At 45.1% G+C, this 17,241-nt stretch carries 13 protein-coding genes; 4 read left to right on the top strand and 9 right to left on the bottom strand.

The window, feature by feature from the left end; genetic code table 11:
• Positions 1 to 173: 173 nt before the first annotated feature.
• A complete protein-coding gene (locus tag KFE26_RS04415; protein ID WP_173497323.1) occupies positions 174 to 2,411 on the top strand; it encodes a PAS domain-containing protein in 2,238 nt (745 codons plus the stop codon).
• Here KFE26_RS04415 and KFE26_RS04410 read toward each other — a convergent pair.
• The 3 genes from KFE26_RS04410 to KFE26_RS04400 all read right to left on the bottom strand — a co-directional run bounded on the left by KFE26_RS04410 (position 2,392) and on the right by KFE26_RS04400 (position 5,187).
• On the bottom strand, positions 2,392 to 3,795 hold the full coding sequence (locus KFE26_RS04410) for a hypothetical protein (RefSeq protein WP_028761621.1): 1,404 nt from the start codon (positions 3,793 to 3,795) through the stop codon (positions 2,392 to 2,394). The two genes, KFE26_RS04415 and KFE26_RS04410, sit on opposite strands and share 20 nt — an antisense overlap.
• A gap of 95 nt (positions 3,796 to 3,890) precedes the next feature.
• A complete protein-coding gene (locus KFE26_RS04405) occupies positions 3,891 to 4,445 on the bottom strand; it encodes a hypothetical protein (RefSeq protein ID WP_113939813.1) in 555 nt (184 codons plus the stop codon).
• Positions 4,438 to 5,187 carry a transcriptional regulator gene (locus KFE26_RS04400; RefSeq protein WP_105250092.1) on the bottom strand — a complete coding sequence of 250 codons (750 nt, stop codon included), beginning with the start codon at positions 5,185 to 5,187 and terminating at the stop codon, positions 4,438 to 4,440. Before KFE26_RS04400 ends, KFE26_RS04405 begins: the two co-directional genes overlap by 8 nt.
• A 429-nt stretch (positions 5,188 to 5,616) precedes the next feature.
• Here KFE26_RS04400 and KFE26_RS04395 point away from each other — a divergent pair, with 429 nt between their 5' ends.
• Both KFE26_RS04395 and KFE26_RS04390 read left to right on the top strand, forming a co-directional pair.
• The gene (locus tag KFE26_RS04395; protein WP_168824862.1) at positions 5,617 to 6,438 is read left to right on the top strand and encodes a cytochrome C; all 822 of its coding nucleotides are present in this window, start codon (positions 5,617 to 5,619) and stop codon (positions 6,436 to 6,438) included.
• 10 nt (positions 6,439 to 6,448) lie between these two features.
• Positions 6,449 to 6,967, top strand: coding sequence for a hypothetical protein (locus KFE26_RS04390; RefSeq protein ID WP_212599763.1), 519 nt, complete (start codon positions 6,449 to 6,451; stop codon positions 6,965 to 6,967).
• A gap of 181 nt (positions 6,968 to 7,148) precedes the next feature.
• Here the strand turns inward: KFE26_RS04390 and nhaD are convergent, their stop codons facing one another.
• From nhaD to tkt, 6 genes are all read right to left on the bottom strand, one after another.
• Positions 7,149 to 8,618 (bottom strand): sodium:proton antiporter NhaD, encoded by a 1,470-nt coding sequence (gene nhaD / locus KFE26_RS04385; protein WP_173246601.1) that lies wholly within the window; start codon positions 8,616 to 8,618, stop codon positions 7,149 to 7,151.
• Positions 8,619 to 8,850: 232 nt separating this feature from the next.
• Positions 8,851 to 9,588, bottom strand: a complete 738-nt coding sequence (locus KFE26_RS04380; protein WP_212599762.1) for a YdiY family protein — start codon at positions 9,586 to 9,588, stop codon at positions 8,851 to 8,853.
• Positions 9,589 to 9,793: 205 nt separating this feature from the next.
• A complete protein-coding gene (gene fba, locus KFE26_RS04375) occupies positions 9,794 to 10,861 on the bottom strand; it encodes a class II fructose-bisphosphate aldolase (RefSeq protein ID WP_028761627.1) in 1,068 nt (355 codons plus the stop codon).
• A gap of 223 nt (positions 10,862 to 11,084) precedes the next feature.
• Positions 11,085 to 12,260: a phosphoglycerate kinase gene (locus KFE26_RS04370; RefSeq protein WP_168824858.1), complete on the bottom strand. Its 1,176-nt coding sequence runs from the start codon at positions 12,258 to 12,260 to the stop codon at positions 11,085 to 11,087.
• Between the two features lie 135 nt (positions 12,261 to 12,395).
• Complete coding sequence (epd, locus tag KFE26_RS04365; protein WP_105250098.1) at positions 12,396 to 13,412, bottom strand: erythrose-4-phosphate dehydrogenase; 1,017 nt, start codon at positions 13,410 to 13,412, stop codon at positions 12,396 to 12,398.
• 116 nt (positions 13,413 to 13,528) lie between these two features.
• Positions 13,529 to 15,523: a transketolase gene (gene tkt / locus KFE26_RS04360; RefSeq protein ID WP_212599761.1), complete on the bottom strand. Its 1,995-nt coding sequence runs from the start codon at positions 15,521 to 15,523 to the stop codon at positions 13,529 to 13,531.
• A gap of 445 nt (positions 15,524 to 15,968) precedes the next feature.
• Here tkt and metK point away from each other — a divergent pair, with 445 nt between their 5' ends.
• The gene (gene metK, locus KFE26_RS04355; RefSeq protein WP_028761631.1) at positions 15,969 to 17,120 is read left to right on the top strand and encodes a methionine adenosyltransferase; all 1,152 of its coding nucleotides are present in this window, start codon (positions 15,969 to 15,971) and stop codon (positions 17,118 to 17,120) included.
• Positions 17,121 to 17,241 lie beyond the last annotated feature (121 nt).

The raw sequence follows: 17,241 nt of genomic DNA, 5'->3' as shown, positions 1-17,241 counted from the left end.
CCAAAATCGACTCAAACACCCAAGCAGATAACACTGTCGATTACGTGAGTGGTACATGTGTGAATCGTCTTAACTTTTACTCAAGGAATCTTGCTGAGTAACTTGGCACTGTCGTAACAATTCTTTCGTGTTAACATAGCGAAATTAACAGTTCACCCACTCATAATCGGTTCATGCTGAAGAATAACCCAAGCACGTATCCCGCTGCGCCACTGCTCTCTTTAACCCAAGGGATCTATTGGTCGCATCAACGCTTACTCGCTATTGCAAGCCAGCTTTCTATGCTGGTGATTGGCATGATTATTTTAACTCACTTAATCATTACGTTAGGTGAACGACGCCTGCAAGAAGAGTGGGCAACGCAAAGATACAGTGAACTGCAAACCATAGGCTCATTGATCGCAGATAAAGTGTCTTTTCAGCAATTTCGAACCCAAATTTTCGCCAATGGGGAACTGCTAAAACAATACTTAAGCAATCCTACCGCCAAGCAACAACTTAAATTGCAGGAAAACTGGCAAGATCTAGTAAAACATATTCCTGAGTTACTCGGCATTGCACTGTACGATCCCCAAGGTAACTATAAATTCTCAACTCCCCCTAATTTCAATAAAGATGCCTTACCACCGACCTTACTTGGAGCGAGTCGGAGCATGGGTGGCAAAGAAGTTTATACCTCACCGCTGGAATTTGTTCCGATAGACGGCATGCTTGAACCTTATATGTATCAAATGGCGTGGCTCGAGAAGCCCGATCAGAGTTCTATCGGTTATCTGGTGACATACAACTCTATGGTAAAAATGCTGGAGGCCATAAAACCAGCCTTTTCGAGCAATAAATCCCCTATGTTAGTGCTGGATACTCAGGGATTACTCTATGCTGGCGCTAGCGATCTCGCCCCTCTAAGCAATATGCCAGAGACCTTAGGAGCAAGTTTAAGACAGAGCTATCCGGCCCTGTGGCGCGATATGTCCATGAGCAACTTTGGACAATTCCACGGTGAAGAAGCCACTTTTGTTTACCTTAAAATCGAACTTACAGCCCAACCTGAGACTCACAGAGAATATTTTTTACTCTCCTATGTGCGCAACTCAGACATAGCTGCTCGTTTCTCACAATGGCAAAACATTGTCATTGTGGCATCGTTAATATTAACGGTTTTAGCCGCTTGGGTTGTACTACTCAGCCACATGTATCGCTTACAACAGCGTTCACGCCAATACAGTATTGATGTTGCTAATGGCTTATTTAATAGTGACATCGGCTTTATGATGGTCAACGAAAATGCCAGAGTCATCAGCGCCAATACTAAAGCGGCACAAGCGACCTTAGTACCATTAGATGAGCTGACAGACCGAAGCCTACAGCGTACCTTATGCCTCGATGATAAAACCTACACGGAGTTAATGGAGCAGGTACATAAAACAGGTCAATGGTCTGGTGAAATCAGTCTAGACAGTATTGATGGCCCTACGTTACGCGTTCATATCCGCCAAGCACCAAGGGCGAGCCGAGGCTCACCACATCTATTAATCACCCTTGAGGACATCAGTGAGTTAATCAGCAGCAAACAAAATGCTTTTCTCAGTGAGCTTTTATGCGATAACACAGTCGCGACAGCCCTCACTGATGCTAACGGTAAACTGATTAAAATCAATCCTGTATTCGATGCGCTAATGCAACTCAATGGCGATTTAAATCAAGATTTAGCGTCATTACTCGCGAATGATTTAGGCAATCAATGGCAGAGGATCAGCGCTCAGATAGCCATGCAAGGTCAGTGGCAAGGGCAAATTCTATGCTCACCTAAGCAAGCGCATTCCAATTGTTTGCAAGCCACCTTGAAGGGTCATGTGGCCGCCGATGGTGAGATTGATTATATCGTCTGCACTTTAGAGCAAGCCGCCGAGCGTGGTCGAGGCACAGAGAAGCGTAACCTTGTGCCCCATCGCAGTACTATTCTGCTGAATTTGGCAGATTTAGAACGTTACTTTAACTCTCTGCCGCCACCAAGCCGTCTCAGCTCAAGCTTACTGTTAATGGATATCAATCCAGAGGGCATGCTAAGCCACATGAGTGATATCGACCAACTGGCAAATCGTCAGCAAGAAATAGAAGTGCAATTATTGCTTGAAATTCCAGCTAATTATCAAATTCTGCATTGGCAGCTAGGGAAGCTCATTGTGATGTTACCTGACACAGACGCCACCCATGCGCACAACTTTGCCCTCAATATGATGGAAAAACTCAATGGTAATGGCTTAGGGGAAGGTATTAGTATTGGTATTGCGGGTTATCAAGAAGGCCAGACATTAGAGCAATATTTGAATAATGCCGAAATCGCCCTAAAACGGGCGAAGCAAAATAACGATCAGAATATCGGTCAGGCCTTTACTCGTCATCAATCGTAGATTCGGGTGCATTAACGGAGTCAGGCAACTGACTCTGGGTAATTTCTATGATTGCCGAGCGGTTCATGGTGATTTTATAGCGAATATACTGCGGGGCTTCGCGCCCATCTCGCAACACTAAAATCAGGTTGACTTGATAGCGCCGCTCAACCGATTCATAACTAATTTTGCCTTCAACTTCCTTATAAATCTTCGCTTTACCCCGTTCTAAATAACGGGCAAAAGGCACTAAGCTAAAGCTCACTTGCTCTTGAATAGTCGAATATCCCGCTTGGAATTCACTCTGATTCACCTTAGTAGCGATTTTATAGTGCAGAATTTCCGCATCGACCTTATTTTGGCTATGTCTGTGCTTTAGAATGTCACTGACTTTTTCGGGTAGATCTTGCTGACGCATAAACTCAAGCCATACCAACTGCTTAGCGATAACCGCCTGACTCGTAGTATCCCGTAAAATGCGGCTCCAACGTGGTCGACCCCGCTGAATAAATCGCCACATGGCATTGCGCACATCGTCCTTAAAGATTTCCCTGAAACCATAGATCACAGCCAAAGTCAGCACTAGTGCAATAGTAAAACCACTAAAGGCGCCCTGCGCTTGAATTATCAACGCAGACACCACCAACATCACTAACGCGGTCGCCAGTCCTGTCGTAAACTTTTTAAGGCCAATCCCTAAAGGCTTTAACTCTTCTTTGAGTACCACCCCTTGTTGAATTAAACGGCGCAATAACAACATCTTATTAGAGATACGGTTAGGATCTTGCTTAGTTTGCGCTGAGTTGTACTTATGCTCATCACGATAGGCACATTCATTACGGCAGAGCGTGAGTACCCGCTCTAAAATATCGTTGAAATCACTGGTACGAGTTGCATAAGCGAGCACTTTGAGTAACTGCTGCTCACAAAACCAAGACAAGTAGTTATCAGCATTTTCAAAGTAAGATTTCCATTTGGGATCACCTGGTTCGTTACGACGAAACTTTTTCAGCAACTGGGCAATTTGTTCGCGTAATTCGTCGAGGGCAAAATAAAAATGGGTTACATCTGTGATTTGATTGAGTTCTTTAACATCGTTTTCAACCGCAACCGCAAACTGATAGGCGAAGAGATTTAGGTACAATCTGAATTCTTCAACAGTACGGCGATTTAAACTGGCAAAACGCCCCTGCACCAGAGGTAAGTGCAAGCCTTCTGAATAGTATGAGCGACGTCCAACTATTGAGCTGTAGTAGTACTCTTCTTCATTGAGCGTGCGCGAGCCTATGCCCATTTCCTTAGGTAAAAAGAAATAGAGATCAAGCTGACGATTATCGCCCTTTTCCATCTGATGGCTGAACTTAATCGACAGGGATTCTTCTTGCTTCACACGTATCTTAGACACAACACCCTTTTCATGAATCCCTCACTGGAGACTCACCACAGTAATCACAAATCAATGAGCACTAATCTTAACTGAAATAAACTCAAATTCACTGATTAAATTCGACTATTTACGATTCTGCATCCACAAATGGTATTGCTCGGCTGAAAAAGGACCACGGCATAATCTTTGGTGTCATCCATATCTAACACCTCGATACTGAGATTGTGCATTTCCGAGTCATTAAAATGTAAGCTGCTGATATAGGATAGATATTTCATATGTTCTGGCCAATTTTTTTGCTTTTCAATTTCAGATTCCGTTTTCGTTTTAACGGTAACTTTGTAGGTCATGCTATTGGCCTCAATACTGTCGACTTTGCCTTGCATTAAAATATTGCCCGCACTCGTACCGTCAATATTAAAGTAACGATAATTGATCTGCGTATTGTCAGCGGCAATCAAAACATCCACGAGTAGGTAAAATTTACCGTCACTGCTAACACTCGAGCTGCCGCTAGGATTGGCACTAGAATGGCGGTCGAATAATTCAGAGCTGCAATTTAAAATCATCGTCTGATTGGTAGCCGACTGTTTGTATATCACACCGCAGGCCATAATCAATGCCGACAAGATAACAATATTAATCGTCCACTTTAGCCATTTAGCCACAGATGTTAACCTCCTGCAGCCAAGCAGCATCGATGAAGGTTTTCGGTCGAGTGAAATCACTGATTTTAATATTACGGATCACTGACTGACCGAGTTTTTCGCCTCGAAAAGTAATATTAAGCACTTGTTTATCATGGGACAAAGAAGCATAAACATCAGCCCAATCACTTTGACCGCAGGCGATTAATCCTGCACTTAAGCGCTCACCTAATTCGAAGAGTAAAGTGTTATTAGTATTGGAATCAGCAAATAAGTGTAATCGTACTTGCTGGCCAGAAGCCAAAGGTAATATTGAGGTCATAAGTGCTTGGGTTGGCTTGCTGTGATCCGTATGATTCAAATAAAACACCGAAAACGCTAACATAAACCCGAATAATACTAAGGCACTCCACAAAGGCACTGTATGCAATCTGAGGTAATTAACACCTCTAAACTCAGTCCCATTAGATGGTTGAAGTAAATAACCTTGGCCTTTCACGGTTTCAATCAAGCCCTCATATTGAGGTCCAAGAAAGCTGCGAAGCATAAAGACAGCACGGGCCACAGAGGTATCAGTTAGCGGCGGATGCTTTCCATCCCCCGTTTTCAGCATATGCTTAGAAACCAACTTACCTTGATGCTCAACAAGCAAATTAAGCACTTGTAACTCGGCTCGAGGAAGATGCCAAGATTCATCGCGAGACAACTCAATCAGTATGCCTCGTTCCCGATCAAACCTGCAGTCTCCCAATTGCATCAACATCCACTCAACTCCATAAAAACACAAAGTTAAGTCTATGCAAACTAACTAATGATTAATGTGATCTTGCTAACCCAAGTCAGCAAATAGTTAATTTTCGTGAGACGACCCCCAAGTTCAGCGCTATTAGGCAAAAACATGCGTTAACTCACAGGAATAAATGCCATTTAGCACATGGGAAATTCGGCATAAATTTACATAAATATAACAAATATCGGGACAATGAGCACCTTGCAATCTGTTTAGTTAATTAAAATGCAGAATTTAAGTCGGTTAATTCTATTTTAGTGACGCTATTTACCGCTCATGTAAAAGGCAAATATCCTCCGGCATAAATCACAATATTTATCTCAAGCATGCTTAGAATTTACGCCATCAATTTATCTTTAGCATTTGATAAATAGAAGTAATCCTACATAGAGGAAATACATAATGAGCATAAATAGACGTCAAGCATTAACCCGTATTATTGGTATTAGCACCGCTGCGGCAGGTGCAACACTCATGGGAACATCGGTTCTCGCGGCAACGAATGCCGATGGTCAATATCAATTAGCGATAGGAGAGAAACTTAAATACGTTCCACTTGATGCAATGGCAACAGCAAAACTGGCCTATGAAACGGGTGGTGGTTGTATGCACCAAGTTTTTCATGCCGTTGTGACTATGCTAGCCCAATCTAATAGTGCCGATGCAGACAAGTTCAAAACAATTCCAACGGCATTAGCCGCCTATGGTTTTGCAGGGGTAACGGGTCAAGGCACGCTCTGCGGTAATCTTAATGCGATAGGCATGTTAGTGAATATTTTAGATGACATTAATGGTCACAATAACGCCGTGATAGCTAATACCTTCCGCTACTACGAAAATACAACGCTCCCTTTATCTTCACCTGAATTTGTTACTGGTATTGGCTCGACAGCAGAAAAAACGGCTCTTGTGGGCAGTTCATCAAAAGCCAAGAGCGTGTTATGTCACTCATCTATCAGTAACTGGTCAAAGGCTTCTGGCTTACCATTCGCGAAAAAAGGTGAACGCTGCTACCGCTTATCCGCGTCTATGGCTTATTACTTAGTCGATGTATTGAATCGTGCCTATCAAGGGGAGAATATCGGCGCCCTTGTTGGTAGTAAGCCAACACCAGATGCACAAGATTGCCAAACTTGTCACGGTAGTACTAGCACACTAGGCTCAGCGGCAAGTGTAAAAACAGACATGGAATGCACCACTTGCCATACAGGGCATTTCAATTAAGGAGACTGTGATGAAATACCCATTACTCACATTGACCCTCGCGACATTAATACTTGTAGGATGTGGCAGTGACAGCAATAACACTGAGCCTGAAACTCCGCAGCCACCTCCCGTCGAAAATGCAATAAACATTGATGAAGCAACGCAGATAAATCTCAAGCTTGAGCAATTTGACTCGAGTACAGGGACAATTCAATTTTCACTGACGGATGCGCAACAAGAGGCGATCACTGCGGCTAAAACCTATGATATTTACTATTTTGGGTTCCCCGACAAAGCCAAAGAATCCTCGAATCCAAAGGCATGGAAACACTGGCATGTTACCCAAAATTATCGTTGCCAAAGTCTTGGAGAATGCAGCGGTAAATTAACCGAAGTCACAAGCGGTCAATACCAATTTGAGATAGCAGGCTTAGATTGGGCTCAGCAGGATCCAAGTGGTTCAGTGGCACAAATTAAAGTCGCGATTCAGATCTACGGCGCAAAAGCCAATAACGAGCTGGATTTAATTCAAGTGCTACCGCAATAATCCTTCCAATGACATATCCAAACAAATAGAGGCATCCATCGGATGCCTCTATTTTATTCATTGATATCTAGACGTTATGCGATTGAATTTTGTTAGATCGATGTTGTTCGCTAAATAATTCGCTACAAAACGACTCACAAACGTCAATACAGCCCAAAAGATGAATGAGCAGTACTTTTATTTAGAACATCGCAGCATTGAGCCACATATGTACTAAAATGCTCGCGATATAACCCAGCGCAATGACAGGTGTCCAACGCAAATGGGCACCAAAGGTGTAAATCCCCCTAGCTTGTCCCATTAACGCGACCCCTGCAGCACTGCCAATTGACAATAAACTGCCCCCAACTCCTGCGGTTAACGTTACCAGTAACCATTGGCCTAAGGCCATCTCAGGGTTCATCGTCAACACAGCAAACATCACCGGAATATTATCAACAACCGAAGACAACAGACCGATAGCCACGTTGGCATAGGTCGTATCCCAATTGGAATACAAAGCCTCAGATACTAAGCTCAAGTACCCCATAAAGCCAAGGCCACCCACACATAGCACTACACCATAAAAGAACAACAGGGTATCCCATTCAGCGCGGGAGATCCTGCTAAACACATCGAAGGGCACCACACTACCAAGCTGCTGAAGACGCTGCTCGTCCTGACGCAATTCAGCCTTTGCACGTTCGCGGGCAACGGAACGATTGAAGGTTTTACGCAGATAAAAACCAAAGAATTGTAAGAAACCTAATCCCGTCATCATACCCAATACAGGTGGCATACCTAAGAAGGAATGAGCACACACTGCCGTAGCGATTGTGAGTAAAAACAACGCAACAATTCGCTTAGCACCCGGCTTAGTATAAACATGCTCTTTTTCTGGCTCTGGCACGAAATGTGGGATAAACACACTCATAATGGCAGCGGGTAATGCAAAGTTCACTAAAGCAGGAATAAACAGATGGAAGAAATCGCTAAAGTGCACTAATCCTTTTTGCCACACCATTAAGGTCGTGATATCACCAAACGGGCTAAACGCGCCACCCGCATTAGCCGCAACAACAATGTTGATACAGGCTAGGGTGATAAACTTGCGTTGCCCTGCCCCCACCTTCATCACCACGGCACACATCAATAGCGCAGTCGTTAAATTATCTGCCACGGGTGAGATAAAGAACGCCATAAACCCCGTCAACCAAAATACGGTTCTTAGACTAAACCCACGGCCGACAAGCCAACCACGAATGGCATCAAACAAATTTCGCTCTTCCATAGCATTGATATAAGTCATCGCCACGAGTAAGAAGAGTAGAAGCTCCGCATATTCAAGCAAGTTATGTTTGAATGCCGCTTCCGACACTTCAGACATACCATTTTGTACATACACAAAACCTATCATGCCCCAGATAATCCCTGCCGCGACCAGCACAGGTTTCGACTTGCGTAAATGTAACGACTCCTCAGCCATCACCATTATGTATGCAAGTACAAACACAAAGACGGCAACATAACCCACACTCGAGGCGGTTAAATTAAGCCGTTCTATCCCTTCTGTCATAGCCCATGCTGCAGGTGAGAATCCGCTCAATATTGCAACGCAGAATAGACTCCATAACGCCATTCCACTGCCTTTAAACAACCGCTGTAATTTCATTAAAGTTCATCTCTACGTAGGAAATTAGTCGAAAATTACCATAGCTTCGGCATAGTAAATGTTGATAAAACGCAACTTTCTATGCATTACCCTATAACCAAAGGCGTTTAAAACATTAATTTTTGTATAACTACAGCGATAACTAATAAAGAAACATTTAACTTAGTCTAAAAAGAGCCAATAAAAAAGCACCTCAAAGGTGCTTTTTAGTTTCTAAATCAGTGTCACAGTATTAGAAGGAATATAACAAGGTCATATTGGTTTCTGTATCTGTACTTTTCTTATTATCCAACGGCTCGCTGTTGTAGCGCACAATAATGGCAAACTTCATTGCTAATGCGCCGATAATATTCGCCGTTAACGAAGTTTCAGAGCGGGCATCGAGCTTATCACCGTAATCTGCAACAAAACGTTGTTGGAATTTAGAGGTGTCAGTGATTTCGGTTTCAAAGTTGATCACGCCGTGAGCGACGACGCTGTCATTGGTGTCATGGCCTTCGATAAGTGCTTGCTCTGTATCAAGACGCTGATAGATATAACCTGGACCGACTTCGACATCTAAAAAGGTCTTACTAGTATCATAGAATCTATAACCATAACCCGCTGCGCCAGATAGTGTGTAATCATAACCTGTGAACGGATCAACTTCATAATTACCGTTAGCAAACAAGTAGCTACGATCTGTCATCTTGTAGTTACCTTGTGCGCCCGCTAAATAGCGTTTCGCGGTAACAGAACCTGTATCCTCTTTATATAAACCTTCGAGTAAGTACTGATTCTCCCAATCGCCAAGCTCATGCTTAAGATTTAAACGTCCTTTGAATGATGAGGTTTCAGTGTTACCTGTGGTTAAGGTTGCACCAAGCTCAGCTTCACCTGCGAATGTCTCATCGCCTTTTACAAAATCGGCCCCAGCTATCGCCATAAAAGGTGCAGCCATTAATAGTGCTGCGGTCAGTACTTTCTTCATGTTTATCCGTTCCTGTTCCGTTAAATCCAATCCCTATAAATATCTGTTCGTCCCAGCGATGCTGAATAAGCACATATTAATAAGGGTTAGTATTTTCCCCTGAAAATCTGCGCGATATTAACATTTACGATTAAAAAATGAAAATTGCAGCTATTTTAAGTATAAAAAAACCCGCTTTAGCGGGTTTTTATCTCAGTGATAACGCTTACATATTGATCTTAGGATCTAACGCGCCAGACTGATACGCTTTATACATTGCTTGTAAAGACAATGGCTTAATCTTAGATGCTTGACCTGCACAGCCGAAAGCTTCATAGCGAACCGTACAGATATCGGCCATGGCTTCCATTGATGCTTTCAGGAATTTACGTGGATCAAATTCACTTGGGTGTTCAGCTAGGAATTTACGAACGGCACCCGTTGATGCTAAACGTAAGTCGGTATCAATGTTGACTTTACGTACACCGTGTTTGATACCTTCTACGATTTCTTCTAATGGCACACCGTAGGTTTCTGGGATCTGACCACCATATTGGTTGATGATCTTTAGCCACTCTTGTGGCACAGAAGATGAACCGTGCATCACTAAGTGAGTGTTAGGAATACGCGCATGAATTTCTTTGATGCGGTCGATACGCAGTACATCGCCCGTCGGTTTACGACTGAACTTATATGCACCATGGCTAGTACCGATAGCAATCGCGAGTGCATCAACATGGGTATCGGCAACGAAACGCGCCGCTTCTTCAGGGCTAGTCAACATTTGATCGTGACTTAAAATACCTGATGCACCAACACCATCTTCTTCGCCAGCTTGGCCAGTTTCTAAGCTGCCTAAACAGCCGATTTCACCTTCAACTGACACACCACACGCATGGGCAAATGCCACTGTACGACGGGTAACATCAACGTTGTACTCGTACGATGCAGGCGTTTTGCCGTCAGCCATCAAAGAGCCGTCCATCATGACTGATGACATGCCTAATTGGATAGAACGCTGACAAATATCAGGATCGGTACCGTGGTCTTGGTGAATACACACTGGAATATCTGGGTACTGCTCAAGAGCCGCTGCCATCAAATATTTTAAGAACTGTGGGCGAGCGTATTTACGCGCGCCAGCAGAAGCTTGCACTATCACAGGGCTGTCTGTTGCTTCAGCGGCCTGCATAATGGCACGCATCTGCTCTAAGTTGTTAACGTTAAACGCAGGCACACCGTATCCATGTTCTGCTGCGTGATCAAGTAGTTGTCGTAGGGAAATTAACGCCATTTTTTAACTCCAATAATAGGGTGATATCTATCACCGAGGTCGCTATCGTTTGGATGGATTTTTATACCCGCATTCAACTCTGTACCTTAAATAAACAACTTAAATTAAGTACCTTAGATGAATACGGGCGGTTTTTTTATAATTTTTTACTTTTTATCAAAGCTTTGATGTTATCAGAGCTTATCGCGGCGTCTTATGCGCCGCGTTTTTTAAAACTTAATGATTAAGCGCCGCGCTTTTCTAACATAGCCACAGCCGGTAATTCTTTACCTTCGAGGAACTCGAGGAAAGCACCGCCACCAGTCGAAATGTAAGACACTTTATCGGCAATGCCGTACTTATCAACCGCAGCCAAAGTGTCACCACCGCCTGCGATAGAGAACGCTTTTGAATCAGCAATCGCTTGGGCGATACGCTTAGTACCTTCACCGAATTGGTCGAATTCGAACACGCCCACAGGGCCGTTCCACACGATAGTGCCTGCAGATTCGATGATTTTAGCCAGTGCTTCAGCGCTATCTGGACCAATATCGAAAATCATTTCGCCATCAGCGACTTCGCTAACCGATTTTAAAGTTGCCGCTGCTGTTGGGCTAAACTCGCCCGCAACGACTACATCGGTCGGCACAGGAATATCGGCGCCACGGCTCTTAGCATTAGCCACTAAACGCTTAGCTTCGTCGATCAAATCCGCCTCATACAGCGATTTACCGACATTGTAGCCCGCCGCCGCAATGAAAGTATTGGCAATACCGCCGCCAACCACTAACTGATCGACTATGCCTGAAAGACTTTCTAGCACAGTCAGCTTAGTCGACACTTTAGAGCCACCGACAATCGCCACCATTGGACGCGCAGGATTATCTAATGCCTTGCCTAAGGCATCTAATTCTTGTGCCAGTAATGGACCGGCACAGGCGATTGGGGCAAACATGCCCACGCCATGAGTCGATGCTTGGGCACGATGTGCAGTACCGAAGGCGTCCATCACATAGACATCACACAGCGCCGCCATTTTTTTCGATAAGGCTTCGTTGTTCTTACCTTCACCCACGTTGAAACGCACGTTTTCGAACACAACCACTTCACCCACGGCAACGTCAACGCCATCTAAATAGTCGGTCGCTAAACGCACAGGACAAGACAGGGCTTTTGCCAAATAATCGACCACAGGTTGCATAGAATATTCAGCATTGTATTCACCTTCGGTCGGACGACCTAAATGCGACATCACCATCACAGCCGCACCTTTTTCAAGGGCCAACTCGATAGTCGGTAGAGAGGCGCGCAGACGTGCGTCACTGGTGACGACGCCGTTGCTGACAGGGACATTGAGATCTTCGCGGATAAGCACGCGCTTACCTTGTAGATCCAGATCTGACATATTGATAATTGCCATGGTAACGCTTCCTTTTATAATCAAAAAACAAACTGTTTCACACTATAGCCGGTATGAATTGACTGCCGCTCGGCGCTCGACATCCCGTCGAATTGGCATAAATTCAGTAACCCACAAGTGAATAATCTACTTTTATCAGCCTCGCTTGGCCGCGATCATCGCCAAACTCGTATCTAACATACGATTGGCAAAACCCCACTCGTTATCGCACCACAGGAGTAACTTCACCAACTGACCGGCGCTCACGCGGGTCTGGGTACCATCGACAATACTGGAGCGCGGATCATGGTTGAAATCACATGAGACTAAGGGCTCATCAGTATAGCCTAAGATGCCGTTAAATCGCCCATTGGCGGCTGATTCCAGCACCTGATTGACTGTGGCAATATCGACGGTTTTTTCTAAGGTCACGGACAAATCGATGGCGGTCACGTTGATGGTGGGCACGCGCACCGAAATCGCTTCAAACTTATTTTTCATGTGCGGCAAGATCCGCTCAATGCCGCGGGCAAGTTTAGTATCGACAGGGATAATCGATTGGCCAGCGGCGCGGGTACGACGCAAATCATCATGATAAGCATCAATCACTTGCTGATCGTTCATCGCCGAATGGATAGTGGTAATGGCACCGCTTTTAACGCCAAAGTGGCGATCGAGCACATCGATCACTGGCACGATACAGTTTGTGGTGCAAGAAGCGTTGGACACCACTGTGTGTTCGGCGCGGAGTAAATCGTGGTTTACACCATAGACGATCGTGCCATCGACATCGGCTGAGGATGGATGACTTATCAGCACTTGTTTAGCGCCGGCGTGAATATGGGCTTCGCAGCTTTGACGATCGACTAATACGCCTGTGGCTTCATAGACAATATCTATGTCCATCTCGTGCCAAGGGAGTTTTGCCGGATCGGGCTCGTGGAGGATTTTTATCGCATCGTCGCCAATCAGCATATGATCATCAACAAGCTTCACTTTATGCGCAAACCGACCGTGGGTGGTGTCGTACTGGGTCAGATGAATAATGGCTTCAGGTTTAGCTAATTCATTAATCGCGACAATCTGCATTTGCTGCCGTTTTCCAGACTCATATAAAGCTCGGAGAATAGAGCGGCCGATACGGCCATAACCATTGATAGCGACTCGGATCATTGAGGTCTCAATTTCCTCTTAATACAAAAACGGCCTGCAAACGATTGCAGGCCGCATTATACAGATTAACACTTAAAAAGTTTAACCTTTTGTATTGAATCTAATCCCTCGAGCAATTAGCCCAATGATTTTGCAGCATTCAGCACATTTTCAACGGTGAAACCGAAGTGATTCAATAGCACGTTACCCGGCGCAGACTCACCAAATGTGGTCATGCCCACAACTGTGCCTTCAAACCCGACGTACTTGTACCAGAAATCGGTATGCGCCGCTTCAATAGCCACACGTTTAGTCACAGCACGTGGTAATACAGATTCTTTATAAGCAGCATCTTGCTTATCGAACTCAGTTGTCGATGGCATAGAAACTACGCGAACGTGTTTACCTTGCTCAGTCAGTGCAGCGGCTGCATCCATTGCCAATTGTACTTCGCTACCAGTTGCGATCAGGATCAGTTCTGGTGTACCCGCACAGTCTTGCAGTACATAAGCACCTTTAGCCACGTTGGCTAATTGCTCAGCGGTACGCGCTTGCGCTTTCAGGTTTTGACGGCTGAAGATCAGTGACGTAGGTGCATTACGGCGCTCAATCGCAGCTTTCCAAGAAACTGCCGTTTCTGCCGCATCACATGGACGCCATACGGCCATATTTGGCGTCATACGCAGGTTAGCTAATTGCTCAACTGGCTGATGCGTTGGACCATCTTCACCTTGACCGATAGAGTCATGGGTATAAACGAAGATGTTTTGAATGCCCATCAGCGCCGACATACGTACTGCGTTACGAGCATATTCCATGAACATCATGAACGTTGCGCCGTAATTGATGAAACCACCATGCAGCGAAGCACCGTTCATAATGCCACTCATGCCGAATTCACGCACGCCGTAGTAAATGTAGTTACCGGCTGGATCGTCTTGAATACCTTTAGAACCTGACCACAGTGTCAAGTTAGAACCCGCTAAGTCAGCAGAGCCGCCTAACAGTTCAGGCAACATAGCGCCAAATGCACCGATAGCATTTTGTGAGGCTTTACGGCTCGCAATGCCTTCGGCTTTGTCCTGTGATGCTTGTACGAATGCCTGCGCTTTTTCTTCGAAATCAGCCGGTAATTCACCTTTCAGAACGCGACGCTCATATTCAGCAGCCAGTTCTGGGTGAGCAGCGCGATATGCTGCAAACTTCTCGTTCCACGCTGCTTCACGGGCCGCACCGGCTTCTTTGGCATCCCAACCGGCATAAACATCACTTGGGATTTCAAATGGTGCATGTGGCCAGCCAAGGAATTCACGGGCGGCTGCGATTTCCGCATCGCCTAGTGGCGCGCCGTGACAATCGTGGCTGCCAGATTTGTTAGGTGAACCAAAACCGATAATGGTTTTGCAGCAAATCATTGTTGGTTTATCGGTAACGGCTTTCGCCGCTTCGATAGCAGCACGGATTGCCGCACTATCGTGACCGTCAACACCGGCAATCACATGCCAGCCGTAAGCTTCAAAACGTTTTGGCGTATCATCGGTGAACCAGCCTTCAACATGGCCATCGATAGAAATACCGTTGTCATCCCAAAATGCGACCAGTTTACCTAAACCTAAAGTACCGGCTAATGAACAGGCTTCGTGGGAAATACCTTCCATCAAACAGCCATCGCCGAGGAAGCAGTAAGTGTAGTGATCAACGATATCGTGACCATCACGGTTAAACTGTGCCGCTAAGGTTTTCTCAGCAATCGCCATACCGACAGCGTTGCTGATGCCCGCACCGAGTGGACCCGTTGTGGTTTCAACACCTGGGGTGTAACCGTATTCTGGGTGACCCGGGGTTTTAGAATGCAATTGACGGAACTGTTTTAGCTCTTCAATTGGTAATTCATAACCTGTCAGGTGAAGTAAAGAGTAGATCAGCATTGAACCGTGACCGTTGGAGAGGATAAAACGATCTCTATCTACCCATTTCGGATTGTTCGGGTTGTGCTTAAGGAAATCATTCCACAGCACTTCAGCAATATCTGCCATACCCATTGGGGCGCCGGGATGGCCTGAATTTGCTTTTTGAACTGCATCCATACTTAACGCACGGATTGCGTTTGCGAGTACTTTACGGGAAGACATGCTCTCTCCTGCTTGTTTGTGGGGTCTAGCGGGCAATTTGGATGCATATTTTCCCCTACATGCCAGTGTGACGCAAACTAAAATTACCATTCACTCAGCAAAAGATGGCCGAATATATACCCAAACAACTTGAAGATGCAGGATTCAGGTCGCTTGGGTATACAAGTCGCAGAAACAAGCCAGTCACTCTACTGGCGTTTACTTAAGAGGGCATAGCAAGGATCACTTGTAATGGAGAAATAAATTTCTCAAAAACATAGCAAACTTAATACCATGAAATATAAGAAAAATAACCTATTTATGACTGAGCGTAGTCGTTTTCAGGTCACAATCTGAGAGGATTTTTTATTATCGGGGGTGATCGGCAATCGGATTTAAACTAAAATAGCCGTCTAGATGTAGATGCTTCTACACGTTTGAATGCTAACGACGAGATTTTCCTACTATGGCAAAGCACTTGTTTACTTCTGAGTCGGTCTCAGAAGGTCATCCCGATAAGATTGCAGATCAGATTTCTGATGCTGTGCTAGATGCAATTCTGGCTCAAGATCCAAAAGCACGCGTAGCGTGTGAAACTTATGTCAAAACCGGCATGGTATTAGTGGGTGGTGAAGTCACTACCTCTGCCTGGGTTGATATTGAAGAAATCACCCGTAAAACGGTGCGTGAAATTGGTTATACCCATTCAGATATGGGGTTTGACGCCGATTCTTGCGCGGTATTAAACGCCATTGGTAAGCAATCACCCGACATCAATCAAGGTGTAGACCGCGCTGACCCTGCAGAGCAAGGCGCTGGCGATCAAGGGTTAATGTTTGGCTATGCCAACAACGAAACCGACATTCTGATGCCTGCACCTATCACCTACGCTCACGCATTAGTGAAACGTCAGTCTGAAGTGCGTAAAAATGGCACGCTACCTTGGTTACGCCCAGATGCGAAAAGCCAAGTCACTTTTGCCTATGATGATGGCAAAATTGTCGGTATCGATGCAGTTGTGTTATCGACTCAACACAGAGATGACGTTTCACAAGCCGACTTAATTGAAGGCGTGATGGAAACCATTATCAAGCCAGTATTACCGGCTCAATGGTTAAACAAAGATACTAAGTTCTTTATCAACCCAACTGGCCGTTTTGTTATCGGTGGTCCAGTAGGCGATTGCGGCTTAACGGGTCGTAAGATCATCGTTGACACCTACGGCGGCATGGCCCGTCATGGTGGTGGCGCATTCTCTGGTAAAGATCCATCAAAAGTGGATCGTAGCGCGGCATATGCTGCCCGTTATGTGGCAAAAAACATCGTTGCAGCAGGTCTTGCTGATCGCTGTGAAATCCAAGTGTCTTACGCAATTGGTGTGGCAGAGCCGACCTCTATCAGCATCGAGACCTTCGGTACCGGTAAAGTATCTGAAGAAGTGCTGATCAAGTTAGTACGTCAACACTTTGAACTGCGCCCATACGGTTTAACGGCCATGCTAGATTTAGCACGTCCAATTTATCAAGCGACCGCCGCTTATGGCCACTTTGGTCGCAGCGAATTCCCATGGGAAGCAACTGATAAAGCCGAAATATTGCGCGCTGACGCGGGTCTATAGTCTTAATTCATTTCAATTTTTACACTTAAGACCCATAAAAAACCGCTACCCAGCGGTTTTTTTATGCCTGACATTTGGTTAGATTAATAGTGCTAAGACAAATATGGCAAGATAAAAAGCA

The sequence above is a fragment of the Shewanella sp. M16 genome (genome assembly GCF_018224605.1).
In the GTDB taxonomy this organism is placed as follows: domain Bacteria; phylum Pseudomonadota; class Gammaproteobacteria; order Enterobacterales; family Shewanellaceae; genus Shewanella; species Shewanella oncorhynchi.
This window is presented reverse-complemented; position numbering and strand designations above follow the sequence as displayed.